This is a genomic window from uncultured Salinicola sp. (assembly GCF_937921195.1).
Classification (GTDB): domain Bacteria; phylum Pseudomonadota; class Gammaproteobacteria; order Pseudomonadales; family Halomonadaceae; genus Salinicola.
Genome location: NZ_CALFQK010000168.1, coordinates 26,485 through 49,480, shown reverse-complemented (window position 1 = coordinate 49,480; position 22,996 = coordinate 26,485). Strand labels below are relative to the sequence as shown.

Here is a 22,996-nt window from a genome sequence, read left to right as displayed (position 1 = left end):
TCCGGGATCACCAGTCTCCGCTGGCACCGCCCCCACCGAAATCGCCTCCGCCACCCGAGAAGCTGCTGCTGGAGGAGCTGCTTCCGCCGTAGGAGGAAGAGCCGTATCCGATACCGGCTCCGAAATCGCTGGAACTCGTCCTTCTGCGACGTTCTTCTTCCTCTTCCCGGGCCTTCTTGCGTTCGCGTTCGCGACGATCGCGTTCCTGGCGCTCGCGTTCCGCCCTTTCCTCGCGCTGACGACGTTCCTCGTCCTCGAGGCGTTGACGGATCGCCATGGTCTCGCGATTCGGTGCCGATATGACCTTGGCCAGCTGAGGGTCCATCGCGACCGCATAGGCCTGCAGCTCGTCGGAGGGACGCGAGAGGTGGGCGATAACCGCAGCCCTCTCGTGAACTGCCCGGCGCTTCTGCTCTTCGGTGACGTGGTCCGCGACGTAGCGGAGCATCTCCGGATCGCGGGCGATGACCAATGCGACCTCTTCCGGAGAGGGCGAGGCGATGTACTGGATGGCCAGGGGATTCTGGCGCAATGCCGTCATCCGCATCTCCTCGTCGACATCCATGATACCTCCGAGGATCATGCCATCGCGGGAGAGGGCGCTGATCTTGTGCTCCTTCGTCACTGACGCTCGCGGCCGCACCATCGTGACGGACCGCGGATCGTCGGCGATGGCGATGGCTATCTGCTCTTCGGTAGGATTGTCGATGTGCCTGATGGCGCTGCCCTGCAATCGGATGGCCATGTTGAGATGGTCGGTGTCGACGGGTCTCAGATCTGCGATGATGTCCGGATCGGCGGAGATCGCCAGTCGGATCTCTTCGCTCGTGACGTTCTTCAGCTTGAGTATGACCTGCGGGTTGTTCTCGATCGCGGTCTTCCGTTCCTCCGACGTGGGGTCGGAGATGAGGAGGATGTTCTTCCCGTCCGCCTCGATGAAGCGCCGTCGGAGCAGTTCCTGATCGAAGTTGTCGCCGTATTCCAGTCGTCGCTCGGTTCCGCTCATGCGCAGTGCCGCGAGGATGGTGTTGGGATTGCTGCCTGCTTTTCGCAGGAGGTCGTGCCATGCGGCGAGGCGACGGGCCTTCCGCCGTCTTGGGATCGTGGCGAGGAACCATCCGATGAGGACGGTGATGATCCCGGAGATGCCGATGCCGACCCAGCTCAGGAAGTTCCAGAACGCGTATTTCCTCTCGAGGGAGCGCTTGGACTGCCGTGCCGCCTCGTCCGCGGCCCGCTGCTGCGCCTCCGGGGTGATCTGGGGCAGGATCGCCTGGGTGACGGCCATGATCCCTGTGGCGTAGTCCCCTTCGCGGAAGTATGGCTTGGCGATGTCGAGGGTGCGTCCCGACTGTATGTCGGTCATGGACCATTCGAGGCCGTAGCCCACTTCGATCCGGTGCTTCCTGTCATTCGGAGCGATGAGGTATACGAGACCGTCATCGAGTTCTGCCGATCCTATTCCGAGGAACCGGGCATAGCGGTTCGTGAAGGTCTCGATGTCGTAGCCATGGAGGCTGGGGACGGTGACGATCGCCATCTGCCGCCCGTTCTCTTCGGAGAAGGCCCTGAGCTCCGCATTGAGGGCCTCTTCCTGCTCCTGCGGGATCACGTCCGCGGTATCGAGAACCGGCTCGCCCTGAAGGGGAAGGAAGTGGTCTTCGATCGCCGCTCTTGCCGGGGTGGCCGTGAGCGCGCCCGCGAATGCGAGCGTGAGGAGCATGCGTATCATCGTGAGTCTTCCTTGGAGGCGTTCCTCGGCGTATCAGTCGAGGAAGAAGGCATACCAGATGCAGATGCCGAATGCCGTGATGATCATCGCGAGGGGGAAGATCATCCTGGGCATGTCATGCGCCATGTTCTGGAGCATCTGGCGGGTTCTTGGCTTCATGCGGAAAGGGCCTCCTTGATGGGAGGCCCTCATGGATTGTCAGGATGGCGTTGTCGACCCTCAGCGCGCGCCGAGCATCCGCGCGAGGAGCCCGGGGCGGTCCTGGTCCATCGGCTGGATCCTGCCGTATTTCTGCAGACGCAGCGAGGCGTCGGTATAGGGGCGCGGCTGATTCCATGAATCAGGACGCGATGAACGGAACATCTGCGAACTCATGTGTCTACTCCCTGTCTCATGGTTTTCATTCTGTCGTATCCACGGAACGCTTTATCCCACATAGGTTTCCCCTTGGGAAGGGCCATTCCGTTTCCTGCGGTATCTTCGGAGGCTCAGCCGGCTCGAAAGTTGATCAGTTCTCCATTATCGGCGAACCAGAAGGTGCCCACGTTGGAACCGTTCCTTCCGCCCGAGACATGCTCGTAATGGAGCGCGACGAACACTGACGTGTGCTTGCCGTTCTCGTCGTCTTCGACCTCGCCGGCCCGTATCTTGAGATGGGTCCCGGAGACGATCATGTCGAAGATGCCGTGTTCCTGCTCGATCGGCAGACTGAAGAACTGCTCGCCCGAACGCGTGCGATTCTCGTCGTAGGGTGCGGGATCGACCGAATGGCCGAAGCGGTCCTTGATCTGCTCCGCGACGAGGGCGGCGATGCGGTCATTGTCGGCGATCATTCTCTTGTTCCTTCCTTGTCACCGGATATTGCCTGTCGGCGCTATGCGGCCTTCCGTCTTTCCTGTCCGGTCCTCTCGAATTCGAGCCAGCAGTATCCGTCCATCCGTTCGATCCGGTCGATCGTGATGTCGGGGAGGCCCTCGCATGCCATCAGGTCGTGAAGACCGATGCGGTCCTGACCCAAGAGCTTCTGGATCGTCGCCTCTGGGAGGGAGATGGTGAGACCGTCCTCCGCCAGATGAGGGTAGCGATTCTCGCGGTGTTCGATCCGTCCGCGCAGCTCTCCTCCGAGGACCTCGATGGTCGCGTCGTATTCACCGAGGCGGAAGTGATGACCCTCGCGGAAGAGCTTGGCTTCCACCGCCAGGAGCCTGTCCGTGGGGATCCTGTTCCAGAGCCATTGGCCCAGTGGCCTGAATTTCCTGAAGGCGTCCATGGGTCAGTCCTCTTTCTGGCTGCGTGGCAGGGCCCACAGCGCATCTTCCTCCATCCGCTCGAAGGAGCTTTCGAGGCGGTACTGTGCGACCCTGTTGAAATGGCACTGGGTCGCGGCGAGATCTGGGATGCCCGGCGCTTCGATCAGCATGGGCAGGCGCAGTTCGCCCTTCTCGATGAGGTGACGGTGACCTTCCATGGTCGCCAACGGGATCTTGAGGTGGAGGATGTCTTCCATCATGTGGACGACACGCCCTATCCCGAGGGCGTCGATCTGCCCGAAATAGTCGCCTCGGCTCTTGGTGAGGCGCAGCCACCACTTGCCGTGGAATGCGCTGTAGACGCCGTCCTTCGAGATCTTCTCGCGCGCCATGGACCGCTGTTCCTCATCGAGGAGGGTCACCAGCCATCTGGCTATCGCATATGCCTTCATGTCAGGATCTCGCTCAGCCTGGTGTTGTCGATCTTGGCGAAGATGTAGTCGCTCTCGCCGTTGCGATACCTTCCTCCGTCGATCGGGACGGCCGGCAGTTCCGGCACCCCCTCGAAACGGACGATCCTGTCGAGTGTCGTTCCGGCGTCCACGGCATCCCAGCGTCCGATGTGCACGGCTTCCGGCTCGGAGATGGTCATGAGCGTGTCGTTGATCCACATGCCCTTGTGCGTGAAGACGTGTCCGTCAGCAGGCTTCCTCCGGTTCCGCCATTCGATGCGCAGGGAGATGCTTCCGAGCATCTCGACGTAGACATCCTGCTCCAGGCCGCGTTCGATGCGTGCTCTGCCGTCCTCGAAGTGCGCCATGATGGCCCGTAGGTTCCAAGCGGCGATCGGGCGCAGGCGGAAGTCCTGTGTCATCGCTTTCTCCCCTCTTCGACATGGCTGAAGACCGGCCGCGGTCATCGCGCCGGTCGCCTTCCTGGATTTCTGTGTTCGGGTCCGAGGACCGCGCCCGGGCGCGGTCCTGTCTCGGCCTGCCTCTTTCGGTCGGACGGCGTGTTCCACCCCTCGGTGGGCACGTCCTCCCGGGACAACCGTGATTGCCCCAGACGCGGATCACCTCCTTTCGCGCAATGGGCACGTCCGGGGTGCCCAGTCGTCTGTTGTCCTGCGCTGACCGCCGTGCGGTGCGCGGGTTGATTCCTTCGGCTTTTCCCTCTCTCAGGGAGCCTTGCCTTGTCCGCCCTCTAGGCGGTGACTTCCTTCATTCTGGTGACTTCCATGCCCGCCGGGCTGAAGCTGACGAGGATCATCTCGTCTTCGGCCGGAGGCGCGAACGGCATTCCGGTCATGTCGAAGATCGTGAAGGTCTGGATCGTCTTCGGATCGTTGTCGCGAATGCGTTCGTCCGTCATGTTTTCCCTTCCTTCATCCTGTTTCGCTTGTCATTCTCCAATGCAGCGATCTGTCCAGACGGTCCCGTGCATCTGCGATCGCGATGAAGGGGCCTCCGAATTCGGTTTCCAGGTCCCCGCGATCCGCATAGCGCCACTTGGGCCAGATGCCCCATGCCAGAACGGTGCTGTCGTCTCCCATGCGGTGGCGGGCGTGGAAGGCGTGTCCTCGGACCTCGTATCCTGTGACCACGCGCCTCGTGTCCGTATGGCAGGGACCGGGCTCTCCTTCCTCGAGGAGGGAGTTGAGGGCCGAGCACAGCGTATCCGCCTCGGTGCGGCTATGACAGCTCATCGATCGCTCGTCGTGGTGCGGTCTCGTTCTCATCGCTCTTCCTCCTGTCCGGATATGGCCTCCGACACAGACCCGCGGATGTGTCCGACCACGCTGTCGCGCGGTGCGATGAGCGTCAGGACGATGATGAGGACTGCGAGGCCGCCTCCCGTCTTCATCCGCCCGCTCATGCGGTCGTCTCGGTCAACTGGCGTCGGCGTTCGAGGGCCTTGCCGCCGTCGTCGTCGCGCATATCGTGCATCTGGATGTAGTCCGGCGCCAACGCCAGGACCGCATCCCGTCCTGCGATGATGCCGTTCTCCACCGCGAACAACATGCCGAGACCCGCGCGCAGGGCATCAACGCGGTTCTGCCGCTGGAAGCGCCGCAGGGCGGCGTAGATGTAGCCGTGCCAGACGAGCTCGCCCTCCTGCTTCATGAGATGCGCGAACTGCAGACCGCCCTGCCGGTTCGGCGGGACATTGCTGCTGGCGATGTCGAATATGTCCATGGCATGGGCCATGTACTCGACGTTGTTGAGGCGCCCTTCGATCTTCTCGATCAGGGTTTCGTCCCTGATGTGCGTCTCGGCGCCAGGTGCACTGACGCGGCCCTTGTCGAAGACGTATCCCGCTGCCGCCATGAGCGGATGGTTCTCGGCGTCGATCGGCATGTCTCTTTTCCTTCCGTTGGGCGGTGTCAGCTCGTCTACCAGTTGGAGGGTGGATCCTTCAGCAGGAGAGGGGTCGCCACCGTTTTGGCGAAGTTGATCGTGGTCTGGCCTGCGGCCTCGTGCCAGCTGTCGATGACGAGACCCAGACCGCGCACGTATTCGTGATCGAAGATCGTCTCCAGCGGCTGTCCGATGGCCGCGGCGAGGGCGGTTTCCGGGAAGACCCTGTCGACGACCAGCTTGTGATCGTCGAGATGCGCGACCTCGGCTTCCTGCTCGTCGTCGCTCCAGTCGAGGACGATGATCACGATGGCGATGATCTGTCCCGGTGCGAAATTGAGTGTGATGTCTCTGGGGTGACCCTTCACGGGCTCCTTGGTGGAGAAGCCATGGAAGGTGGAATCGTCGGGAAGCTCGGACTGAGTGATGTTGGGGACGATCGTATCGATGTATTCCTGCGCGGTGCGTGGTTCGTCTTCCAGGGTCCTCAGTGCTTCGGCCCATCTGGGTCGGAGCTCCATTTCGACGATGTGACCGGCGATGTCCTGCGCCTCGCGTTCTTTCTGCAGAAGGGCGAGCGTCCTGAGTGTGACGGGCTGCACGCCGACGACGAGCCGATCCTCCTCGTCACGCTGCGATTGCTCGATCTTCCAGCACGAGACGTTCACCCATTCGTGGTCGACGTAGGTGCGCCCGTCCTGGATGGTCATGAGATCGCTTTCGATCTCTCTCAGGCGAGCCGCGACTTCTCCGGCTATGTTTCCCACTGTGGTGGTTTCGTCCATATCGTAGACTGGAATGTCGACGATCTTGTCGCTGATCACGGAATCGAGGAATACCTGCTCGTCGGGGACGACGCGGCTTATGCTCATGCTCATGAGCCGTTCGTGTGCCTTGGAGCAGGCATCGGCGATGCGCTCCCCGTGTGCGCTGACGATGTCGTGGAGCGTGAGGTTCATGCCGCGATCCTCACGAGACTGCGGATCTCTCCCGCATCGAGACGGGATTCCGTCGCGTGACACCATCCCTCGAGATCCTTCCGTGCCTCGATGGCCATACGGCCGAGATGATTGCTCGGATATCCTCCCCATGACACATCGCTGCATGTGGAAACGCCGGTCGCGAGCTTCGTGAACACCTTCCAGGACCTGTCGTCGTATTTCGGACCGCAGCCGAGATCGCAGTTGCCGATGTATCCGAAGGAGAGACCCAGGGTGGGGAAGAGGACGGAGAGTTCGGTGACCTGGTCGCGCAGCATGGCGTTCGCCTCGTCCATGCTCATGCCGTCCGCCCGGACCCGTTCGTCCACGATCTCCTCGATCAGGACGACGAGATCGGCATCGGTCCAACCGATTCCCTGTAGATGGCGGTTCCGCATTCCGATGGAGCTCTGCATCATCGGCCAGGCTCGCATTTCGAGTTCACGCAGGACCGGATCCTCGGGTATACCGCGCAATGCGTCGAAGACCGCGTGTGCGAGGACGTTCTCGAGATGCATGAGATCGCGTCCCTCGAAGTGGGTCTCCGCCTTCGAGATCGTCGATGCCCCGCTTTTCAGGCGAAGCAGGGGTTTCGCCATGCCATCGGTGACGAGCGTGAGCACCAGTGGGGCGAGCATGAGCTTGGTCACGTCTTTTCCTTTCGATTAGGACATTTCCGATATCGTCACCTGAAATGAGAAGACCCGCCGAAGCGGGTCTTCCTTTGCCGGTGTTCTGAGGTGCAGGTGTCACTGCTCCCGAATGCAGCGGTAGGTGCCGCCGGAATCGTAGTCCTGCCGGTATCCATCGGATACCCAGCGGCACTGCCCCGAGCGGGTCATTTCGACGTAGGTGCCGCCCTGGTTCCGGCAGTTGGCCCAGGCGGGGTTCATCGACTCGACGGGTGAATACTGCTCGTTCGCATTGATCCGCTCGCCGTTCTGCCATCCGGTGTAGCAGGAGTAGCCGTTCCGGTCGCCCCAGGTTCCGGTGAAGAGGACCGTCTGGGTGCAGGCCTGCGTCGACGTCGCCGGATGTCCGGCGCTTGTGCAATACGAGGTGGAGACGGTCTGGTTGACACCGTTCCTCCTGCACGAGGTCATCGAGGCGGTCTTCACGCCGTTGGAGCAGGCACCGTAGGCCCCGTAGGTCGGCGTGTAGGAGCAACCCGAATACTGCGCCGAATTCTCGCTGTCGGTGACCGCGAGACCGCGACTGGTGCAGACCGAGGACGCGACGGGTGTCCCGCTCGCGAGGCACGTCCCCGACCGGGTCCTCGTCGCCGAAGTCGAACAGCTGGAGCTCCATCCGCTCCATCCGCCCCAGTTGACGGTGAGATTGTCGGTGGGCGTGCAGCCCGAATAGTCCTCGACGGTCTGCGTGGTCGCAGGCTTGCCGCCACCGCAGTAGCCGTCGCTGACCGTCTCGCCCGTCTGGGTGCGCCGGCAGATGACGCTGCGCGTCTGGGTCTCGTTCGGCGTGCACGATGAACCCGGGTCCTGCCAGCCGCCGGTGATCCACTGGTAGGAACAGCCCGAGTAGTCCGCACCGTTCGAGACCGTGCGGGTCAGCGAGACGCCCCTGCTGGTGCAGGTGCTGTCCGAGACGATCGTGCCGTCCGAGCGCCGGCAATCGGCGGTCTGGGTCTCGGTGTTGGCCCCCGAGCAGGTCGGATTCGCGGGGTTCGTCCAGTTGACCGCACTGTAGGAGCAGCCCGAATAGTCGGCATTGTTCGAGACCGTGCGCGTCAGCGAGATGCCCTGACCCGTGCAGACGCTGTCCGAGACGATCGTGCCGTCCGAGCGCCGGCAATCAGCAGTCTGCGTCTCGGTATTGGCCGCCGAGCAGGTGGGGTTGGCGGGGTTCGTCCAGTTGGCCGCGGCATAGGTGCATCCGGCGGTGTTGCTGACACCGTTCTGCGTCTCCGTCAGGGCAACGCCGCGTCCGGTGCATTCGCTGTCCGACACGATCGTTCCGTCCGAACGGCGACAGTCGGCGGTCCGGGTCCGCGACGTGCTGGTCGAGCATGCGGAAGCATAGCTCCAGCCCGTCCAGTTGACAGCACTGTAGGAGCAGCTCGAATAGACCGCACCACTCTCGGAGCCGCTCGGCTTGGGACCTGCGCAGTTGCCATCGGCGACGGTCGTGTTGCCCGAACTCGACTTGCAGACGTAGTTGGCAGGCCGCGAGGCATTGCTGGAACAGGTGTTGTTCCATGCGCCCCAGCCTTCCTGCTTCCACGAATAGGTCACGCAGGATTCGGTCTCGGTGAGCGGATCCCCGCGGCTGGTGCAATTGCTTAGCGCGACGTTGTCACCGGTCGAACGGGTGCAGGTGGTCATCGTGCGGCTGCGGCTGGTGCCATCACACGCGCCCCAGGCACCGTAGTTTGCCGTGTAGCTGCAGGTCGAGTAGATCGCCATGCTCTCGGACGTGGCCGGCTTCGTGGCGGCATTGCAGCCGCTGGTGACGGTCGTGCCGTCCGAGCGGCGGCAGGTGACCGTCTGGGTCCGGCTGGCATTGTTCGAGCAGGTGCTGTTCCACGCGCCGAAGCCGCCTTCGACCCAGCTGTAGGAGCACGCCGAGTAGTCCGCCACTGTCTGCGTGGTCGGGGGCTTGGTCGCGGGGTTGCACTCGCTGTTGGCGACGGTCGTGCCGTCCGAACGGCGGCAGGTGACCGTCTGGTTCTGCGTCTCGCTCGCGGTGCACGAGGGACCCGGATCCTGGAAGCCGCCCTGGACCCACGCGTAGGAGCAGGACGAATAGTCCTCGACCGTGCGGCTGGTGGCCAGCTTGGGCTTCGTGCAGAAGCTGTCGGCGACGTCGCGGCCGTCGCTGCTGCGGCAGGTGACGGTGCGGCTCTGGGCCTCGTTCGCCGAGCACGACGCACCCGGATCCCGCCAGGCGCCTGGCACCCAGTCGTAGGTGCACGAATCGTAGACCGGCTTCGTCTCGCTGACGTCGGGCTTGGCACCGTCGTCCTCGAGGCAGCGAGCTGCCATGTCGTTCGTCACGGTTCCGTCGCTGCGCAGGCAGTTCACCGTGCGCGTGCGGTTGGCGGTCGAGGAGCACTGCGAGTCCCATGCCCCCCACGTCTGCGGATCCCAGGAGTAGTCGCAGCCCGAGAAGTCCTCGACACTCTGGGTTGCGGCCGGCCGCTCCGCTGCATCGCACTTGGTGTCCGCCTCGACATTGTCGTCGAGATCGCGGCGGCACCAGACGGCGCGGGTCTGCGTCTCGTTCGCGGTGCAGCTGTCACCCGGATCGGTGAAGTCCTCCTCGGCGTCCCAGCTGTACGAACACGAGGAATAGTCCTCACGCACGTCGATCGTCGTCGGCTTGCTGCCGGCATCGCACTGTCCGTCGGCGACCTGGACCTTGTCGAGATCGCGTTCGCAGAACACGTCGCGGGTCCACTCCTCGGTGGCTGTGCAGTTCTGGCCCGGGTCGGCGAAGGGATCGCTCGAGTTCCACGAATAGGTGCAGGTCGAGTGATCGACGACCGTCCGTTCCGTCGTGGGCTTGGTCCCGCTACAGAGGGCGTCGGCGACCTTCACGTCATCGTAGGAACGCCGGCACTCCACGGTGCGCTGCTGCGCCTCTGCGTTCGAACAGGAGGGACCCGGATCCTGCCACTGGCCTTGGTACCAGTCGTAGGAGCAGCCCGTGTCGATGAAGGACTGCTTCGAATCCTCGGGCTTGGGCCCCACGTCGCGGCAGTAGGAATCACCGACCGGGCGCTCGTTCACGACGCACTGGACGTCACGGCGCTCCTCGTAGGGACCGCAGGCGTTCTGCGGCTGGACCACGTTGCCGTTGGTGTCGTAGATGAGGAAGGGACTGACCCGCCACTCCGCGCCCTTGGTCGGGACGATGAGGGGCCGCCGCATGACGACCTCCTGGGCACTCGCGGCCATCGGTATCGTGGCCGTCATCACGGCGCAGGCCGCACTCGCAAGCAGAATGGCACGTCTCATGGTCAGCACTCTCGTCCGAATAGAATCACTCTGTGCAGAGCATAGAGGATTTTCAGGATGAGAGAAGAGGAAAAAGGCCACACATCCGGTATGTTACGCGCAAGAACCGCACCTGATCTGATCAAGGGTCAGATATTTTTCTCGCGATTCAATGACATCCGCCATACTGCGGTAGCGGAAGCCGAGGGCCTTTTCGGTGCGATCGACACGCTCCACGTCCTGCCTCGCTTTCAGGATGATGTCCCCTTCGCCGGTATGGATCCAGGAGTCGACATAGCTTTCGCGCCATATGCGCGCATGGAGGCAGGCGAGCGCCAGTGCGTCCTTCGTGTCCCCGTCCATGGCGGGCTGGTCGTCGGCGAGGCGGAGCAGCAGGGATCGGTGCGCTTCGATGGTCTTCCGGGTCTCTTCCTCTATGGAGGGATCGTCGAACGCTTCCCTGTCACTGATCGCGTCCATGACGATCGAGCGGAGGATGCGGCGCGGAGGCATCTTGGCCATGGTCAGGCCGCTCCCCGCATCTGAACGACGTTCCCGTCCTCCGCTTCGTCTGATACCGGGCAGTCTTCGGAGATGGCCTCCGCCATGAGCTGCGCGTCCCACGGATCCATGTAGCTGGACTGTGCGAACTGGGCTCCCCCGGGAACTCCGCCGATGATCGCCAGCATGTGCCCGGCTCCCATGAGGTCCTCTGCGCCGGCCTCGTCTATGACGAGGTTGGAATTGACCTTCGAGGACACCCGCAGGCAGATCTTGTTGGCGATGTTCGCCTTGATCTTGCCGGGGATCGTGATCTTGTCCGGACGCTGCGTCACGAGGATCAGGTGGATGCCGCAGGCCCGGCCCTTCGCCGCGAGCCTGGCGATCAGGCTTCCGGTGTCCTTGCGGTAGTCGTCGTCGATCATGTAGTCCGCCAACTCGTCGTGGACGACGTAGAGGCGCGGCATGACCCGGGCATCGTGCTCCTGGAAGGAGACTTCCTGCACGGGGCCGTCGGTGGCGACCTTCACCTTCACCTGGACCTTGTCGATCTCTCCGCTGCGCACGCGCTCGTTGAACGTGTCGAGATCGCGGGCGCGCGCCCCGCCGAGCAGGGCGTATCGACGCTCCATCTCGGCGACAAGGTCGACGTATCGCTGACTGGACTCGTCCATCTCGGTGACGATCCCGCCTTCGAGGTGAGGAAGGCTCTCGAGCCACTGGTAGTCGACGCCGGCCTTCGGGTCGATCAGGTGGATGCGCGCCATCTCCGGGGAGTTGGTGGCGCAGATGTCCATGATCAGATTGGCCGCGAGCACGCCCTTGCCGCCGCCCGATTCACCGGCGATGAGGGTGTGCGGCCCCGAGACCGGCTGCCCGCCGAAGGGGTGGGCGAGGTTGAGGTAGAGGAGTTCACCGCTGTCCTCGCGCTCTCCGACCACGAAGCTGGTGTTGTAGTAGGGCGCGGTTTCCGCGAGCTCACGGCGCTGCCACAACAGACCCGTCTCGGTCACGTGGCGGCTGTCGCGCTTGACCATGACCGCGATGTATCCCTTGCCCGGACGCACCGCGAGGATGTCGAGACCCCATGTGGTGTAGAGATAGCTGCGCTTCTTCTCGATGCGATCGACCGAGATGTTGTCGTTGCCCTTGAAGAGCACGAGTGCGGCATTGGGCGTCAGCCGGATCGACTTGATGTCGGCCTTCATGTGGTAGGAGCGGAGAGCCTCCTTGAGGGTCTCGGCGGTGTCCGAGAGCCACGCGTCGGCATTCGCCATCTCGCCGCCGTCGTGATAGTCAGCGAGAAGGGCCGGGACGCTCTTGTGGAAGGTTCCGGTCTGCGCGATCTTGGTCATTGTCGTTTTCCCTTGCGATCAGTCATTCGCATGCGCACCCACGCATGGGTTCAGGTGGCGACCGAAGGGCCGCCACCTGTGTTGTGTTCAGAGCTTTCCGATGATCTCGGATGCGTATTGCGGCGCCGCGAAGGAGGTGCCCGTAGCGAGAGTCGGCTGACCGTCGCGGTCGATGGTGGGCACATCCTCGCCGACGCGCCATACCATGCGTTCGCGCAGACGGCCGTTCATCCGGGCGCTGAATTCCGAAGGGCGACCTTCCGCGTCCAGCGACGAGACGATGTAGACGTTGGCATCCGCCTCCTTGAGGATCATGCCGCCCAGCGCCACGCCGCCCTGATTGCCCGCGGCGAGAACCACGGCGATACCCTTGTTGGCGGCCTCGATGAAGAGGTCACGCGTCTCGCTGTGCATCCGTCCGCTGAGCGATGCCTGGATCACATCGACGTCCATGTCGATGGCCATGCGCAGCGCGCGTCGGATGGCGCGTTCGTCGACCTCGCAGATGTCGCCGCGGCAGCGGTTCTTGTCGACGCGCATGCCGATGAAGCGCACGTTCGGTCCGGTCCGCTCGGCGATGATGTTCGCGACCATCGTTCCGTGCGAGGAGCGCATCTCCTCGCGGGGGTCCTCAGGATCGTAGAGGTCGTAGTTGCCGTCGACGCGGCCCGTGAGCGCACCGACCTCGGTGATGCCCGTATCCAGGACGGCGACGGTGATCGTGTTCCTGGTCTCCTGCGCGCTGATCTGCGTCGGCATTGCCAGCAGGGCCGCGATCGCGATGATGATCTTCTTCATTTTTTCCATCCTTGCAGATTATCTGCCCTAATCGCTCCTCGGAGCATTTTCGGAAAGTCGTTTTCCACCGGCGGGTGTGGATGCAAAAAAAGGGCCGCCCGTCATGGGCGGCCCTTCTCTGCGTCTGGTGCGCTCGACAGGATTCGAACCTGTGGCCCCCGGATTAGGAATCCGATGCTCTATCCAGCTGAGCTACGAGCGCATGGGAGATTTTCCTCTCCCTATCTGGTATTCATCTCTCCACGGACTGACAATCGTATGCCGATTCCTCGTGGTATTGTCCCTCGTCAGTCCTGATGGTGAGCATGGCTCCTCCGTCGAGGTCGCGCCGGATATTGGTGACCGTTCCTTCGATGGCCTCATCGTTCCGGTCGACCCGCACGCGACTTCCGCAGTGGAAGTCGGTCTCGTCGAAGTCGATCATGATCATCCTTTCAGGATTGCGTTTCCTCTTCCTCGTGGATCTCGACATCATACATGAACATGTTGATGATCCAGTCCGCTCCCTCGGGGTTGTGCATCTCCGCCGCGGTTAGCATGAGACAGGGGAATCGTTCGGGATCCTCGTCCCAGAGCTTCTGGTTCGGGATCGGTCTATCGTTGCCCTGCCAGGCGTAGCTGCGGCCCTTGAGGCTCTCTTGGTATTCGTCGAGTTCCTCGCGGTTCCGGAAGAGGACCGGGTTGCGGTAGCCGCCGATGGTGGCGGCGATGCGGGCGTCGTTGTCGAGGTATTGCATGTGCGTATTCCTTGGTGCGGCCTCATCGGCCGTAGATCTCAAGGCACGCGGATCTTTCTGCTTCAGTCCACGTGCCGCTCAGGCGGGGGTGCGGCTGAAGCCATTTAGTCGAGAATTCATTTTTCCATCCTTCATGATCAGGCTGCCTTCCTTCGGCTGGCCAGGTCGATGACCTCGAATTCATTGGTCTCGCGCAGGGGGTTCTCAGGCTCGTCCACGTGCCCCTTGGGGTCGATGTGGATGATCACTTCCGTATCGGGGAATTCCTTGGCGAGGTCCGCCTCGATGTTGTCAATGATGTCGTGTGCCTCGCCGACGGTCACGTCGTCCGGCATGTCGACGTGGAACTGAGCGAAGTGCGTCGAACCGCTGGTGCGGGTGCGCAGATCGTGCAGGTTGGAAACCTCGTGGTGCTGGGCCACGATCAGGATCAGCTTCTCGCGGCGTTCCTCGTCCCATTCTCGGTCCATGAGATGGTCGATGGCCTCGCTCGCGGTGTGCCAGGCTCCGTTGGCGAGCCATGCGGCGATGGCCAAGCCGCAGAGGGGGTCGATCCAGGTCACGTTGGTGAACGCCTGCGCGCCCATGGCGACGATGACCGACAGGTTGAGCAGGAGATCGCTCTTGTAGTGCATGGCGTCCGCCTTGATGGCGATCGAGCCGGTTCGCATGACGACGAAGCTCTGGTATCCGATGAGCGCGAGCGTGAGGGCGATGGCGATTCCCGAGGCGATGATCGCCGGTCCTGTCGCGATATGCCCCGACGTAGGTGATGCGAGCTCCAGCATTGCCGAATAGGCGATGAGCAGGGCGGCGGCGCCGACGAGTGCCATCTGCGCGGCGGCACCGAGGGCCTCTGCCTTGCCGTGTCCGAATCGGTGATCCTCGTCGGCCGGCTTGGCAGCGTAGGCGACGGCGATGAAGACCATCACCGAAGCGGCGAGGTCCAGGCCCGTGTCCGACAGACTGGCGAGCATGGCGGTCGAGCCGCTGGCGAAGGCTGCCCATCCCTTGACCGCGAGAAGCGCGAGGGCGGTGCAGACCGAAGCGATGGCGGCGGAGCGGGTCAGTGCCGAACGTTCCGTTGTCATGGCTTTTTCCTTTCGAAATTCATGTTGTGCAGCACTCTCCCCATGGAGAGATCCCCGCTCCGTGTTCGTATGGTCGCATTTTCAGGATGGGATGGGAACATGCCGCGTGCATGCGGCATGCCTCAGGCGGAGATGTCCGTCACCTCGATGCTCTCGATCATCCCGCCGCGGGCGCCGTAGGCATCGAGGACCGTCATGCGGTCCCCGAGCATGTCCTCAGCCGCCTTCTTCATGGCAGCGGGATCGCCCTGCAGGTCCTCGTCCATCTCGAGATCGAGGACGACCTTGGTCTCGACGCGATACTTGACCTTCATGTCCGTTCTCCTGTCAGGCTGCGATCTGTGAGAGGTGGCGGGGGAGGACGATCTCCGAGATCATCTTCTCGATCTCTTCATCTTCCGGCTTGGGCGGTAGCACGCTGTCGATCCGGTCGAGTTCGTCGACGAGGCCCTCGAGAAGGGGCTGGATCTCCGGATAGGCGAACTTGCCGAGCTTGATGGCGAGCAGTTCCTCGGCATCGGGACGCGGAAAGGTGATGCTGCCCGTGAGCATGAGCTCGTGCGCCTGACGCGCGACGCGCACCGCGTGGCTGACGGCCTTCCAGTCGACCCCGTTGCTATCCTTGGCCTTGCGCGCCCGGTCACCGTAGTTCTTCCAGACGGCGCCGTAGATCTTGGAGGCCTCCTCCAGGTCGTTGCGCATCGAGACCTTGCGGTCGCAGCACTCGATGTGGAGCATGTCCGGCGTATGTCCCGAGGAGAGGACGATCATGTTCGCCATCTCGACGCGCTCGGTGAACGCGCGGAGATCGTCCTCGATCACCTCCAGCCGGGTCTTGGGGCCGTGCTTCTCCTTGGCTTCGGCCAGAAGGACGACGAGCTTCTCGACCGCTTCCATGCGGCTGCCCTTGACGCCGTATTTCGCGGCCTGCTGCTTGCAGTATCCGACGAAGCCCTTGCAATCCGCATTGAGCAGTGTGCGTGCCTCGGCGCGCAGTGTCTCCCATTCCGGTGCGGCCTCGACGATGCAGTCGTCGGGAGCGAACAGGATCTCGGTCGCGACGCCGTCGCCCAGCGCCAGCATGCGGCAGAACTTCTCCACCGAGTAGGACTGGTGGTCCACGGCGTCACCTGTGTTCTTGCCGGCCGCGTTCTTCGCCTTGATCGATTCGTCGAACACGTTCTCGGGACGCTGGAGGAGGATGCCCCTGCCGCTGGGAAGATGGACACCCTTGTAATCCTCGTCCGAAGATGGCGTGCTCGTGCCGTACAGGTGCGAACCGTGAACGGTGGTGACGAGCTTTCGGAGCGGCTTCATACGTAGACCCTGCGTGCTTCGCGTGCCGCGTGCTCGGCGCGTGCACGGGCCATGGTGGCCGACGCGCTCTCGGCTCGTTTCTTCAGCGCGCACGAGACGTGCTGCGTGAAGATGGCGGTGTAGTCCGAAGGCTTGCCGCCGAACTTGCGAGCTCGTTCCGCGGCCGAGGGGACGAGCTTGATGGGCTTGCTGCAGATCGTGCAGTGACCCTTGGGCGTCTTGCTCATTTTCCGTCCTTTCCGATGTCTTTCCAGAACGGCTGCCATCCGGAGCTGGTCTCCAGCAGCTGTTCGATCTCGTAGGCGTAGGCCGCCTGGGCTCCGAGGAGCCTCTGCCGCCTGATGAAGCGCCATCTCGGTGTCTTCTCGCGGCTGCGCTCGATCTCGTCGCGATGCTTCTCGAGGCGCGAGAGGATGACGCTCACGGGAAGCAGATGGTCGACCGGTGCTTCCATGGCTGGTCCCTTTCCGCATTCTCGGGCATTGTGGCGATGATAGGATGGGTCACCCGCCATCTCGGCCTGCATTTCCGCTTGCGGTCGGCTGCAGGCTCCGGTGAACGAGTGACCCCCGTAGCCGCATCCCCCGTCTCGCCCTGCTGTGCAGGGTCCGACGAAGGGATGCGCCCGAGCGAACGCCCCTCATGTCTCGCCCTGCAGTGCAGGGTCCGAAGAAGGGCGCGCTGTTCGTGTTGCGTTATCCGACCGTGGTGTAGACCGGTATGGAGAGCTGGTGCACGACGCAGAACTCGCCGCGATCCTCTGCGGCCGTAACCGTCGCATCCTTGTCCGGGACGTTGGGGCAGTAGACCGGCTGGTCCTCCTCGCCCTCGCATCCCATGAGGACGAGGTATTCGGTGTTGATGTCGACCGGCTCGTCCGCGAAGTCCTCGATCATCGAGAAGTCCTCGATGTCGTCTTCGAGGATCGGCTGGAGGAGGTACTTGCCCTCCAGATCCATCTCGGCGAGCTTCGCCATGACCGCGCCTGCGGCGGCGAGGGTCAGGACCTCGAAGCTGGCGAAGTCGACGGGGCAGGTTCCATCGCCCTGGATGTTGTTACCGTTCTCGTCCGCGAGCTGGTATCCGATCAACTTGGCCATCTTGTATCTCCGTTGCTTGATGAGGATTACCCCGCACGCTTCGTGCGGGCAGGGCCGATGGCGGACGACACGTAGCCGTGGCCCGTCGGATGCCGCGCGCCCATCGCGTGCGGGGTTTCCTTTTCCTCCCCTCCCGGGGATTCACATGTTCGCTTAGCTCATTAGCCTTCTTGCGAAGGCAGCCGCCTGCGACATCGTCTCCTGGTCGAGATCGAGCCCGTCGCAGGCCTTCTGTATCATGGTCTCCGCATCGCTGTGGAAGCGTGGGGACTGGCGGGTCTCTGTCCGCGTCTGGTTGCTCGTATTTCCGATGGTGCTTCCCGTTCGGGCGGAGCCGAGGGTGAGCGTTCTGCGTGTCCTCTCGCTCATGCGCGAGACGTCCACGTCTTGGCATTCTCTATCATGATGTTCCCTGTGGTCTTGATCGCTCATCCGGCGATCGGAAGGATTACAGCAGGATGGACCTTCGGGTTCAAGGTCCATCCTGATTTTTCCACTGCGCGTTCCTCAGGCCACGCTGCGGCGGTCTGCGCCATTGGGCTTGAGCGCGCGGCCCATGTGCCGGCGCACGGCCGTCTCGGTCCAGTCGCCCGGAATGCCGGACCGCCTGGCCAGCATGGCGGAGAGCCTCTCGACCCTTCCGTCCTCGGTTCCCGTGCCCGTCCACTCCGCAGTGGTCTGGACATCGGATTCGCTGATCAGCATGGACATCGCGAGACGCATGATCGCGGCCTCCGCGATAGGCCGGAAATTGATGTCCGATCCCTTGTCGTGCCTGATGACACGACCGACGTCGTAGGTGATCTGGCCCTGTTCGTCCCTCTCGCGCCCGTCCGGCAGGGTCAACACGACCATGCGGACGCCTTCGATGGTATGACCGCGCGCCGGCTCCATCGCCGAATGCGCGAGTGCGAGCGCGATGAGTGCGCGGCCCTCGACCGAATCGGGATCGGCGTCGATCAGGATCATGGCGTCGCGTGCGGCGGTGCCGGTGTCGACCAGGATGACCCCGGGATGACCGGAGTCGCTGACTTCGGATGCATAGGCCGCTATGCCCTCGCCGTTATCGAGATGCCGGATCGCGGTATCCACCGTGATGATCTCCGCACCGGAAAGGATGGCGAGACGCCTCGCGTCCACGGGCTTGTCGTCCCGGTAGGCGCGCCTCTTCAGGCGATCCGATTCGAGCAGGAGGTCGCTGAGCATGATCATTGCGGGAGTTTCCTTGCTGGTTGTGAGGATTGTGAGGAGAGGTGATCGGATCGTCAGTCCATGTTGAAGCGACTCGCGTCCACGACCTGTCCTCGTCCGAAGCTGATGATCTCGGCGGTGACCCTGCGGTCCTTGCTGATCGTGTCGGCGAGCCTTTCGAGGGTCGAGAACATCTCGGCCTGGTCCGCGAAGCGGCGATAGGCGATGTCCTCCTCGAGCAGTTGCTCGGTGACTTCCTCACCGAGCGGGTCGAACAGGGAGTAGCGGCTGCTGCTGCCGGTGTTCTGGCTCATGATGACGGTGATGATCTCATCGGTGCCCTGACTGACGGTCTGGGCGAGTTCGAGGATGCTCGAGGGCATGATGTCGGTCATTCGGGGTCCTTTTCCGTTTTCTTTCATCTCTGTTCCGATGGTCATCCCATCATGTGGTCCAGTATCCCTGGCGCCGGAGCCTCGGGGCCTTCGATCCTCTCGCGTGCCTGGTCCCAGGTCATTCGCTCCTCGCGATGGTCGAGATGGTAGCTGACCCGGTCCTCCTCATGGACGAGGCTGTAGACCGCGCGGTCGCGATGGAACGGCAGATCGACGGCGCCGCCGAGGAGCAGGACATCATCGTTCATCTGCGCCCTGTGCGTCTCGATGAGCGCCTTGGGGAACGAGCCGTAGAGGGTCACGACGCTCTCGGTGATGTCCCACTTGGCCGACGGACCGGAGGTTCCGTTGAGATTGATCCTGCGTCCGTCGGGTCCGTCGTTCTGGAAGTGCAGTTTCCCGAAGACGTCGAAATCCATCGGAACTCTGATGCCGCCGCAGCGCACGCTCTCGATGATGCCCTTGAAGGTCTCGTATTGCGATGGTGACTCGTTCCTGCCGCGCTGGAGGATGTAGGCGGCGAAATCGCCGACGAGTATGGTGCGCATGGGGATGCCTCCTATTCGGACCGCATGGCCAGATAGTGGTCGATATCCTTGATCTCTCCCCACGAGGCGTCTTCCTGGTAGGCCTTCACCCGATGGTGGAATGTCGCAAGATCGTCCTTGTGGATGCGGATCCGGTGGTAGTCCCCGCCCTTCTCGTCGAGATGCTTCCAGCGCAGGCCCTCTCCGAGATCGGGGCTCCTGAGGATGCCGCGCGCATAGTGACTGGCATACTGGTTCTGCCCCAGACGCCGATCCTCGTTGAAGGGGACGTAGCCGTCCTCGTCCGCCTTCCTGAGGTAGGGTTCCATCCAGTCCACCGCGCTCATCGCGTCATCGCCTTCATGGCGTCGATGCTGCCGCCGCGCTGGGCCGACCGTGCGATCATGATCATGGCGTGGCGATCTCGGCTCACGTCGTCGGCCACCAGGCCGCCCGATGGGTAGGCACCGATGAGATCGACTGCGGCCCGCATCCGCGCGGCCTCCTCCCAGACGTTGCGCTCCTTGGCGTCGTCCTGCAGGATCGTGATCCGCGAAGGTGTCGCGGTCAGGTCGCCGTCCTCGTCCACGTCGCACACGATGGTGACCTTCCCCTCGTGGTTCCATGCCCGGTCGAGCGCTTCGTTGATGACGTCATCGCTGTCGTCCTCGTTCTCGCCCGTGATGATGAGCTGGGCCGTGTAGGCGAAGGGTCGCGATGCGTGGATCTCCGCGTAGCGGATGCCGCATTTCGCTCCGGTGTGGCGGAGCCATCCGGTGATGGTCGCTTTCGTCATTCTTCTTCTTCCTCGTCCTGTCCCAGTCGCTCGATCTTCTCGAGGATCGGGATCATGTCGATCGCACGGCCCTCCATCTGCACCTTGACGGTGTGATAGAGGATGCCGCGTTCCATGCTGATGTTGTCCTGCAGGCCGTTGCGCCTGATGTCCTCCCGAAGTCTGGCTGCGACCTCGGAGGCTCCGCAGAAGCGGAGTATCTCGACGGGCACGGTTATGCGTGCCCGCTGCTCGGGCTTCTCGAGTATCATGGCCTTCGTGGTCGCCAGATTGTATCGTGCCATGGGTTTTCCTTTCCCTGATGGGATCACGCGGCGATGGCGTAGTGCCTCATGCCGTTCGTCTTCCATTCCCGGGTCTGCCGGTGGCGTCCGGTGTCGCTGTAGAGCGCGCGCAGACGTTCCATCTGGTGGCGCAGGTGACTGATCTTCTCGTTGAGCGCTTCGAGTTCCTCGCGATCGGTGAGGCGGTCCTCGACATCGTCGTTCCTGCGCTTGAGGCGTTCGGCGACGCGGTTCCGCGCTTCCAGGTAGCTGTCGAGGCTCCGCTTGGCGTAGTCGGCGCCATCCGCAACGTGGATGCGGTGCTTGGGAAAGCTGCGCACGAAGCAGTCGATGATGTGCTCCAGCCGGTTGCGCGGCAGCCGGAAGAGCCACCGGTTGCCGCTGCGCTTCGTGTTCTGGACCTGCTGCACGAGAAGGCGGCGGCCGGCGGCGAAGGAGAAGCCGATCGTCATGACGTGCTCGCCCTTCCAGTGGACGAGGAAGCCGAAGACGCCGTCGAGATAGGTGCGCGAATGTTCGGAATAACCGTAGTCGTTACGGCCCGTCGTCTGGTCGAGCGTGATCTCGAACTCGTCGCTTCCCAGGTCGAAGGATGCGAGGCCTTCCATGGCGGAGACGATGTCGTTCCATGCACCGCGGTCGTATCCCCAACGCCAGGTGGAGCTGTCGATCTTGCGGATGATGCGCAGGACCGGATCCTTCTCCAGTTCGCGTTCCACGTCCGAGGGGAGCGAGTTCTTGGGGAAGAGCATGGTCTTCGCGGTCTTGCCGGTATCGAGCCTCCTGAAGGCTTCGATCGGGAGGTGATGAGCCAGTTCCTCGATGTCGTCAGTGTCGTAGTAGTCGAGCATGTACCTACGGAATTTATCACCGAAGATGCCCATGGCGTCGAACGAGCGGACGGGCTTGCGGTTCTGGTGCACGGGGACGCGGGTGAGGCCGACGTCGAGTGTGCTCAGCGGTGTGCCCTTCATTTTCCATCTCCTTCGAACTGTTCATTCGGACGCACAGTCCCGAAAAGGGGCATTCCCGGTTTTCAGGATGGACCTTCCTTAATGATTCGTTACCATTCGCCTTCATGAGACGCCGCAGCCTTGTCCTGACCACCGAATCCGCCCGTCACCCCTTCCGGGCATCCCTTCCTCCGCATGTGTTCGTGGTGCCGAAGGTGGAGGCGGAAGTCGAGGCCGCGATGACGAGGAACGACGGACTGCGGTCCGCCCGTGCGATCGCGCTGCAGGCGTCGGAACGCCGCGCGGAGATTATCGGGGACATCAAGGCCGTGTCGATCATCTGCTGCTTCGGCCTGCTCATGGCCTGGATGCAGCCCCCGGGATTCTGATCGGGCTCTCCTGACGGGAGGCCTTGCGGCCCGCCGGAAGGCGGGCCGCATTTCCCATCTACAGCATTCCCAGCATGCCCTTGGCGCGCGGCTTGCCGCCGCCGAGCTGCTCCCGCAGCTTCATCAGCAGCTGGCCCAGCACGTTCGCGCCGCGATACGTGCCATCGCCCTGGGGCTTCGCGCCCCAGAAGGCGTCACGCATGCTCAGCTCCACGATCTCGCGATCGTCGGTGCTCAGCAGCTCGTCGACGAACCGGCGGTTGGTCGACTTCAGCAGCAGCGCCTGCCACATCAGCTCCACATTCACCTCCAGCCAGTCGGCGCGGCTCTCGTCCACGCGCGCATGTGCGACCTGCTTGGCGAGGAAGCCGTTGCCCGCCAGGCGGATCTCTTCCTGCAGCGCCGGCAGGTGCGGGAAGCGCTGGGCCTGGTACCACGCTTCCGAGCTCGTCCAGCGCAGGCCCGTCGCCGGGTCGACGAACGGCGCGCCGCCGGCCATATTCCCCAATATCCCCAAGGGGTCGCGGGCCTTGCAGAATACCGCGGCACGGCCGTCCTTGCTCCAAAGGCGGCTCTTATCGCTCTCAAACTCTACCATTTTCCATCCTCCTGATCTTGGCAGGAGCACATCATCTTGAGAATCTTCAACGTGGGTTGAAGACTGTCCGGAGAGTTTTGTGGGAACGCGTTTCTGTTGGAATATGTGTTGTCGCCTACAACGGAAGCGCATCCAGTGACGGGTAGGAGGTCTTGCGCTCGATCGGCGAGCGATAGGCAGGTTCCGACACGACCTCCTGCGTGAGGCTGTAGACCGACCGGCTGGTGCCGAGCCCCGTGGCGCGGTGGATGTAGCCTTCCTTCACCATGGAGATGAGACAATCGGAGATCTCGGTCTCGTCGCATTCGAAGGCGGCAGCGAATTCCGAATCGCTTCCGCGGATGGCTCCGTGGGCGACAAGGGCGGTGAGGATGTCATCGCGCAGGATGGTTCGCATCGTGATACTCCCGTGTAGTTGCGGCATTCTCCCACATCCATTTGAGGATGGGAAGCGTTCAGGCGCTGAGCAGCGCGCCCTTGGTCAGCGCCGCGCTGGGATTGCTCCCGTCGTCGTCAGGGCCGTTGTCGTTCATGGCGTTGTCGTTGCGGGCCAGGCGGATAAGCTTGCGTGCTGCGGCCCGGCTGTCGGCGACGATCCGGTTGCTGAAGGTGCCCATGGGATTTTCCTTTCACTATGAGGACTTCGGCCATCCTCGTCCGACCCGGATGCGGATGCAAAAAAGGGGCGG

36 protein-coding genes and 1 tRNA gene are annotated in these 22,996 nt (G+C 63.0%); 1 reads left to right on the top strand and 36 read right to left on the bottom strand.

Annotated elements, in window-relative coordinates; genetic code table 11:
* Positions 1-7 precede the first annotated feature (7 nt).
* From Q0602_RS19820 to Q0602_RS19660, 33 genes are all read right to left on the bottom strand, one after another.
* Positions 8-1,732, bottom strand: coding sequence for a TPM domain-containing protein (locus Q0602_RS19820; protein WP_298847193.1), 1,725 nt, complete (start codon positions 1,730-1,732; stop codon positions 8-10).
* A gap of 33 nt (positions 1,733-1,765) precedes the next feature.
* Positions 1,766-1,891, bottom strand: a complete 126-nt coding sequence (locus Q0602_RS19815) for a hypothetical protein (protein WP_298847191.1) — start codon at positions 1,889-1,891, stop codon at positions 1,766-1,768.
* Positions 1,892-1,951: 60 nt separating this feature from the next.
* Positions 1,952-2,107 (bottom strand): hypothetical protein, encoded by a 156-nt coding sequence (locus Q0602_RS19810; RefSeq protein ID WP_298847189.1) that lies wholly within the window; start codon positions 2,105-2,107, stop codon positions 1,952-1,954.
* Positions 2,108-2,220: 113 nt separating this feature from the next.
* A complete protein-coding gene (locus tag Q0602_RS19805) occupies positions 2,221-2,565 on the bottom strand; it encodes a hypothetical protein (protein ID WP_298847187.1) in 345 nt (114 codons plus the stop codon).
* Between the two features lie 41 nt (positions 2,566-2,606).
* Complete coding sequence (locus Q0602_RS19800; RefSeq protein ID WP_298847186.1) at positions 2,607-3,002, bottom strand: hypothetical protein; 396 nt, start codon at positions 3,000-3,002, stop codon at positions 2,607-2,609.
* 3 nt (positions 3,003-3,005) lie between these two features.
* Positions 3,006-3,434 (bottom strand): hypothetical protein, encoded by a 429-nt coding sequence (locus Q0602_RS19795; RefSeq protein WP_298847185.1) that lies wholly within the window; start codon positions 3,432-3,434, stop codon positions 3,006-3,008.
* The gene (locus Q0602_RS19790; RefSeq protein ID WP_298847184.1) at positions 3,431-3,856 is read right to left on the bottom strand and encodes a hypothetical protein; all 426 of its coding nucleotides are present in this window, start codon (positions 3,854-3,856) and stop codon (positions 3,431-3,433) included. Before Q0602_RS19790 ends, Q0602_RS19795 begins: the two co-directional genes overlap by 4 nt.
* 329 nt (positions 3,857-4,185) lie before the next feature.
* Entirely contained in the window at positions 4,186-4,353 is a 168-nt protein-coding gene (locus Q0602_RS19785) for a hypothetical protein (protein ID WP_298847183.1), read from the bottom strand.
* 13 nt (positions 4,354-4,366) lie between these two features.
* Positions 4,367-4,687: a hypothetical protein gene (locus Q0602_RS19780; RefSeq protein WP_298847182.1), complete on the bottom strand. Its 321-nt coding sequence runs from the start codon at positions 4,685-4,687 to the stop codon at positions 4,367-4,369.
* Positions 4,688-4,853: 166 nt separating this feature from the next.
* Complete coding sequence (locus Q0602_RS19775; protein WP_298847181.1) at positions 4,854-5,339, bottom strand: hypothetical protein; 486 nt, start codon at positions 5,337-5,339, stop codon at positions 4,854-4,856.
* A gap of 35 nt (positions 5,340-5,374) precedes the next feature.
* Positions 5,375-6,298 (bottom strand): hypothetical protein, encoded by a 924-nt coding sequence (locus tag Q0602_RS19770; RefSeq protein WP_298847180.1) that lies wholly within the window; start codon positions 6,296-6,298, stop codon positions 5,375-5,377.
* Entirely contained in the window at positions 6,295-6,969 is a 675-nt protein-coding gene (locus tag Q0602_RS19765; RefSeq protein WP_298847179.1) for a hypothetical protein, read from the bottom strand. Before Q0602_RS19765 ends, Q0602_RS19770 begins: the two co-directional genes overlap by 4 nt.
* 99 nt (positions 6,970-7,068) lie before the next feature.
* Positions 7,069-10,296, bottom strand: a complete 3,228-nt coding sequence (locus tag Q0602_RS19760) for a hypothetical protein (protein ID WP_298847176.1) — start codon at positions 10,294-10,296, stop codon at positions 7,069-7,071.
* A 93-nt stretch (positions 10,297-10,389) separates the two neighbouring features.
* Positions 10,390-10,797 (bottom strand): hypothetical protein, encoded by a 408-nt coding sequence (locus Q0602_RS19755; RefSeq protein ID WP_298847173.1) that lies wholly within the window; start codon positions 10,795-10,797, stop codon positions 10,390-10,392.
* A 2-nt stretch (positions 10,798-10,799) separates the two neighbouring features.
* On the bottom strand, positions 10,800-12,131 hold the full coding sequence (locus Q0602_RS19750) for an FtsK/SpoIIIE domain-containing protein (RefSeq protein WP_298847171.1): 1,332 nt from the start codon (positions 12,129-12,131) through the stop codon (positions 10,800-10,802).
* An 87-nt stretch (positions 12,132-12,218) separates the two neighbouring features.
* Positions 12,219-12,929: a S8/S53 family peptidase gene (locus Q0602_RS19745; protein ID WP_298847168.1), complete on the bottom strand. Its 711-nt coding sequence runs from the start codon at positions 12,927-12,929 to the stop codon at positions 12,219-12,221.
* A gap of 125 nt (positions 12,930-13,054) precedes the next feature.
* Positions 13,055-13,131, bottom strand: a tRNA-Arg gene (locus tag Q0602_RS19740).
* Between the two features lie 30 nt (positions 13,132-13,161).
* Positions 13,162-13,353 (bottom strand): hypothetical protein, encoded by a 192-nt coding sequence (locus Q0602_RS19735; RefSeq protein WP_298847165.1) that lies wholly within the window; start codon positions 13,351-13,353, stop codon positions 13,162-13,164.
* 10 nt (positions 13,354-13,363) lie between these two features.
* Complete coding sequence (locus Q0602_RS19730) at positions 13,364-13,666, bottom strand: hypothetical protein (protein WP_298847162.1); 303 nt, start codon at positions 13,664-13,666, stop codon at positions 13,364-13,366.
* A 137-nt stretch (positions 13,667-13,803) separates the two neighbouring features.
* Positions 13,804-14,757 (bottom strand): cation diffusion facilitator family transporter, encoded by a 954-nt coding sequence (locus Q0602_RS19725; protein ID WP_298847159.1) that lies wholly within the window; start codon positions 14,755-14,757, stop codon positions 13,804-13,806.
* A gap of 122 nt (positions 14,758-14,879) precedes the next feature.
* The gene (locus Q0602_RS19720) at positions 14,880-15,071 is read right to left on the bottom strand and encodes a hypothetical protein (RefSeq protein ID WP_298847156.1); all 192 of its coding nucleotides are present in this window, start codon (positions 15,069-15,071) and stop codon (positions 14,880-14,882) included.
* A gap of 13 nt (positions 15,072-15,084) precedes the next feature.
* Positions 15,085-16,074 carry a nucleotidyltransferase domain-containing protein gene (locus tag Q0602_RS19715; RefSeq protein ID WP_298847153.1) on the bottom strand — a complete coding sequence of 330 codons (990 nt, stop codon included), beginning with the start codon at positions 16,072-16,074 and terminating at the stop codon, positions 15,085-15,087.
* Positions 16,071-16,301 carry a hypothetical protein gene (locus tag Q0602_RS19710; protein WP_298847149.1) on the bottom strand — a complete coding sequence of 77 codons (231 nt, stop codon included), beginning with the start codon at positions 16,299-16,301 and terminating at the stop codon, positions 16,071-16,073. The genes Q0602_RS19715 and Q0602_RS19710 overlap by 4 nt, the downstream gene beginning before the upstream one ends.
* Positions 16,298-16,528, bottom strand: a complete 231-nt coding sequence (locus Q0602_RS19705; RefSeq protein WP_298847146.1) for a hypothetical protein — start codon at positions 16,526-16,528, stop codon at positions 16,298-16,300. Before Q0602_RS19705 ends, Q0602_RS19710 begins: the two co-directional genes overlap by 4 nt.
* 241 nt (positions 16,529-16,769) lie before the next feature.
* Positions 16,770-17,174: a hypothetical protein gene (locus Q0602_RS19700; protein ID WP_298847143.1), complete on the bottom strand. Its 405-nt coding sequence runs from the start codon at positions 17,172-17,174 to the stop codon at positions 16,770-16,772.
* A gap of 153 nt (positions 17,175-17,327) precedes the next feature.
* Positions 17,328-17,543, bottom strand: a complete 216-nt coding sequence (locus tag Q0602_RS19695) for a hypothetical protein (RefSeq protein WP_298847140.1) — start codon at positions 17,541-17,543, stop codon at positions 17,328-17,330.
* 138 nt (positions 17,544-17,681) lie between these two features.
* The gene (locus Q0602_RS19690) at positions 17,682-18,386 is read right to left on the bottom strand and encodes a hypothetical protein (protein WP_298847137.1); all 705 of its coding nucleotides are present in this window, start codon (positions 18,384-18,386) and stop codon (positions 17,682-17,684) included.
* 53 nt (positions 18,387-18,439) lie between these two features.
* Entirely contained in the window at positions 18,440-18,760 is a 321-nt protein-coding gene (locus Q0602_RS19685; RefSeq protein ID WP_298847134.1) for a hypothetical protein, read from the bottom strand.
* Between the two features lie 41 nt (positions 18,761-18,801).
* Positions 18,802-19,308: a hypothetical protein gene (locus Q0602_RS19680; protein ID WP_298847131.1), complete on the bottom strand. Its 507-nt coding sequence runs from the start codon at positions 19,306-19,308 to the stop codon at positions 18,802-18,804.
* An 11-nt stretch (positions 19,309-19,319) separates the two neighbouring features.
* Positions 19,320-19,634, bottom strand: coding sequence for a hypothetical protein (locus tag Q0602_RS19675; protein ID WP_298847129.1), 315 nt, complete (start codon positions 19,632-19,634; stop codon positions 19,320-19,322).
* Positions 19,631-20,083: a hypothetical protein gene (locus Q0602_RS19670; RefSeq protein ID WP_298847127.1), complete on the bottom strand. Its 453-nt coding sequence runs from the start codon at positions 20,081-20,083 to the stop codon at positions 19,631-19,633. Before Q0602_RS19670 ends, Q0602_RS19675 begins: the two co-directional genes overlap by 4 nt.
* A complete protein-coding gene (locus Q0602_RS19665; protein WP_298847125.1) occupies positions 20,080-20,367 on the bottom strand; it encodes a hypothetical protein in 288 nt (95 codons plus the stop codon). Before Q0602_RS19665 ends, Q0602_RS19670 begins: the two co-directional genes overlap by 4 nt.
* A gap of 23 nt (positions 20,368-20,390) precedes the next feature.
* Positions 20,391-21,341 (bottom strand): hypothetical protein, encoded by a 951-nt coding sequence (locus Q0602_RS19660; protein ID WP_298847123.1) that lies wholly within the window; start codon positions 21,339-21,341, stop codon positions 20,391-20,393.
* A 104-nt stretch (positions 21,342-21,445) separates the two neighbouring features.
* Between Q0602_RS19660 and Q0602_RS19655 the strand changes: the two genes are divergently transcribed.
* Positions 21,446-21,709 (top strand): hypothetical protein, encoded by a 264-nt coding sequence (locus Q0602_RS19655; RefSeq protein ID WP_298847120.1) that lies wholly within the window; start codon positions 21,446-21,448, stop codon positions 21,707-21,709.
* A 58-nt stretch (positions 21,710-21,767) separates the two neighbouring features.
* On the opposite strand, the gene Q0602_RS19650 is transcribed toward Q0602_RS19655, so the two are convergent.
* From Q0602_RS19650 to Q0602_RS19640, 3 genes are all read right to left on the bottom strand, one after another.
* On the bottom strand, positions 21,768-22,307 hold the full coding sequence (locus Q0602_RS19650; protein WP_298847114.1) for an NADAR family protein: 540 nt from the start codon (positions 22,305-22,307) through the stop codon (positions 21,768-21,770).
* A gap of 115 nt (positions 22,308-22,422) precedes the next feature.
* Positions 22,423-22,704, bottom strand: a complete 282-nt coding sequence (locus Q0602_RS19645; protein ID WP_298847111.1) for a hypothetical protein — start codon at positions 22,702-22,704, stop codon at positions 22,423-22,425.
* Between the two features lie 58 nt (positions 22,705-22,762).
* Positions 22,763-22,924 carry a hypothetical protein gene (locus Q0602_RS19640; RefSeq protein ID WP_298847107.1) on the bottom strand — a complete coding sequence of 54 codons (162 nt, stop codon included), beginning with the start codon at positions 22,922-22,924 and terminating at the stop codon, positions 22,763-22,765.
* Positions 22,925-22,996 lie beyond the last annotated feature (72 nt).

Coding starts and splice junctions, on each gene's coding strand:
- Q0602_RS19810 (WP_298847189.1), bottom strand. CDS start 2,107: ATGAGTTCGCAGATGTTCCGTTCATCGCGTCCTGATTCATGGAATCAG.
- Q0602_RS19785 (WP_298847183.1), bottom strand. CDS start 4,353: ATGACGGACGAACGCATTCGCGACAACGATCCGAAGACGATCCAGACC.
- Q0602_RS19725 (WP_298847159.1), bottom strand. CDS start 14,757: ATGACAACGGAACGTTCGGCACTGACCCGCTCCGCCGCCATCGCTTCG.
- Q0602_RS19670 (WP_298847127.1), bottom strand. CDS start 20,083: ATGACGAAAGCGACCATCACCGGATGGCTCCGCCACACCGGAGCGAAA.
- Q0602_RS19820 (WP_298847193.1), bottom strand. CDS start 1,732: ATGATACGCATGCTCCTCACGCTCGCATTCGCGGGCGCGCTCACGGCC.
- Q0602_RS19805 (WP_298847187.1), bottom strand. CDS start 2,565: ATGATCGCCGACAATGACCGCATCGCCGCCCTCGTCGCGGAGCAGATC.
- Q0602_RS19685 (WP_298847134.1), bottom strand. CDS start 18,760: ATGACCGACATCATGCCCTCGAGCATCCTCGAACTCGCCCAGACCGTC.
- Q0602_RS19775 (WP_298847181.1), bottom strand. CDS start 5,339: ATGCCGATCGACGCCGAGAACCATCCGCTCATGGCGGCAGCGGGATAC.
- Q0602_RS19665 (WP_298847125.1), bottom strand. CDS start 20,367: ATGGCACGATACAATCTGGCGACCACGAAGGCCATGATACTCGAGAAG.
- Q0602_RS19675 (WP_298847129.1), bottom strand. CDS start 19,634: ATGAGCGCGGTGGACTGGATGGAACCCTACCTCAGGAAGGCGGACGAG.
- Q0602_RS19715 (WP_298847153.1), bottom strand. CDS start 16,074: ATGAAGCCGCTCCGAAAGCTCGTCACCACCGTTCACGGTTCGCACCTG.
- Q0602_RS19730 (WP_298847162.1), bottom strand. CDS start 13,666: ATGCAATACCTCGACAACGACGCCCGCATCGCCGCCACCATCGGCGGC.
- Q0602_RS19640 (WP_298847107.1), bottom strand. CDS start 22,924: ATGGGCACCTTCAGCAACCGGATCGTCGCCGACAGCCGGGCCGCAGCA.
- Q0602_RS19720 (WP_298847156.1), bottom strand. CDS start 15,071: ATGAAGGTCAAGTATCGCGTCGAGACCAAGGTCGTCCTCGATCTCGAG.
- Q0602_RS19710 (WP_298847149.1), bottom strand. CDS start 16,301: ATGAGCAAGACGCCCAAGGGTCACTGCACGATCTGCAGCAAGCCCATC.
- Q0602_RS19735 (WP_298847165.1), bottom strand. CDS start 13,353: ATGATCGACTTCGACGAGACCGACTTCCACTGCGGAAGTCGCGTGCGG.
- Q0602_RS19745 (WP_298847168.1), bottom strand. CDS start 12,929: ATGAAGAAGATCATCATCGCGATCGCGGCCCTGCTGGCAATGCCGACG.
- Q0602_RS19755 (WP_298847173.1), bottom strand. CDS start 10,797: ATGGCCAAGATGCCTCCGCGCCGCATCCTCCGCTCGATCGTCATGGAC.
- Q0602_RS19790 (WP_298847184.1), bottom strand. CDS start 3,856: ATGACACAGGACTTCCGCCTGCGCCCGATCGCCGCTTGGAACCTACGG.
- Q0602_RS19695 (WP_298847140.1), bottom strand. CDS start 17,543: ATGAGCGAGAGGACACGCAGAACGCTCACCCTCGGCTCCGCCCGAACG.
- Q0602_RS19690 (WP_298847137.1), bottom strand. CDS start 18,386: ATGATCATGCTCAGCGACCTCCTGCTCGAATCGGATCGCCTGAAGAGG.
- Q0602_RS19815 (WP_298847191.1), bottom strand. CDS start 1,891: ATGAAGCCAAGAACCCGCCAGATGCTCCAGAACATGGCGCATGACATG.
- Q0602_RS19705 (WP_298847146.1), bottom strand. CDS start 16,528: ATGGAAGCACCGGTCGACCATCTGCTTCCCGTGAGCGTCATCCTCTCG.
- Q0602_RS19655 (WP_298847120.1), top strand. CDS start 21,446: ATGAGACGCCGCAGCCTTGTCCTGACCACCGAATCCGCCCGTCACCCC.
- Q0602_RS19770 (WP_298847180.1), bottom strand. CDS start 6,298: ATGAACCTCACGCTCCACGACATCGTCAGCGCACACGGGGAGCGCATC.
- Q0602_RS19650 (WP_298847114.1), bottom strand. CDS start 22,307: ATGGTAGAGTTTGAGAGCGATAAGAGCCGCCTTTGGAGCAAGGACGGC.
- Q0602_RS19700 (WP_298847143.1), bottom strand. CDS start 17,174: ATGGCCAAGTTGATCGGATACCAGCTCGCGGACGAGAACGGTAACAAC.
- Q0602_RS19760 (WP_298847176.1), bottom strand. CDS start 10,296: ATGAGACGTGCCATTCTGCTTGCGAGTGCGGCCTGCGCCGTGATGACG.
- Q0602_RS19795 (WP_298847185.1), bottom strand. CDS start 3,434: ATGAAGGCATATGCGATAGCCAGATGGCTGGTGACCCTCCTCGATGAG.
- Q0602_RS19680 (WP_298847131.1), bottom strand. CDS start 19,308: ATGCGCACCATACTCGTCGGCGATTTCGCCGCCTACATCCTCCAGCGC.
- Q0602_RS19780 (WP_298847182.1), bottom strand. CDS start 4,687: ATGAGCTGTCATAGCCGCACCGAGGCGGATACGCTGTGCTCGGCCCTC.
- Q0602_RS19750 (WP_298847171.1), bottom strand. CDS start 12,131: ATGACCAAGATCGCGCAGACCGGAACCTTCCACAAGAGCGTCCCGGCC.
- Q0602_RS19800 (WP_298847186.1), bottom strand. CDS start 3,002: ATGGACGCCTTCAGGAAATTCAGGCCACTGGGCCAATGGCTCTGGAAC.
- Q0602_RS19660 (WP_298847123.1), bottom strand. CDS start 21,341: ATGAAGGGCACACCGCTGAGCACACTCGACGTCGGCCTCACCCGCGTC.
- Q0602_RS19645 (WP_298847111.1), bottom strand. CDS start 22,704: ATGCGAACCATCCTGCGCGATGACATCCTCACCGCCCTTGTCGCCCAC.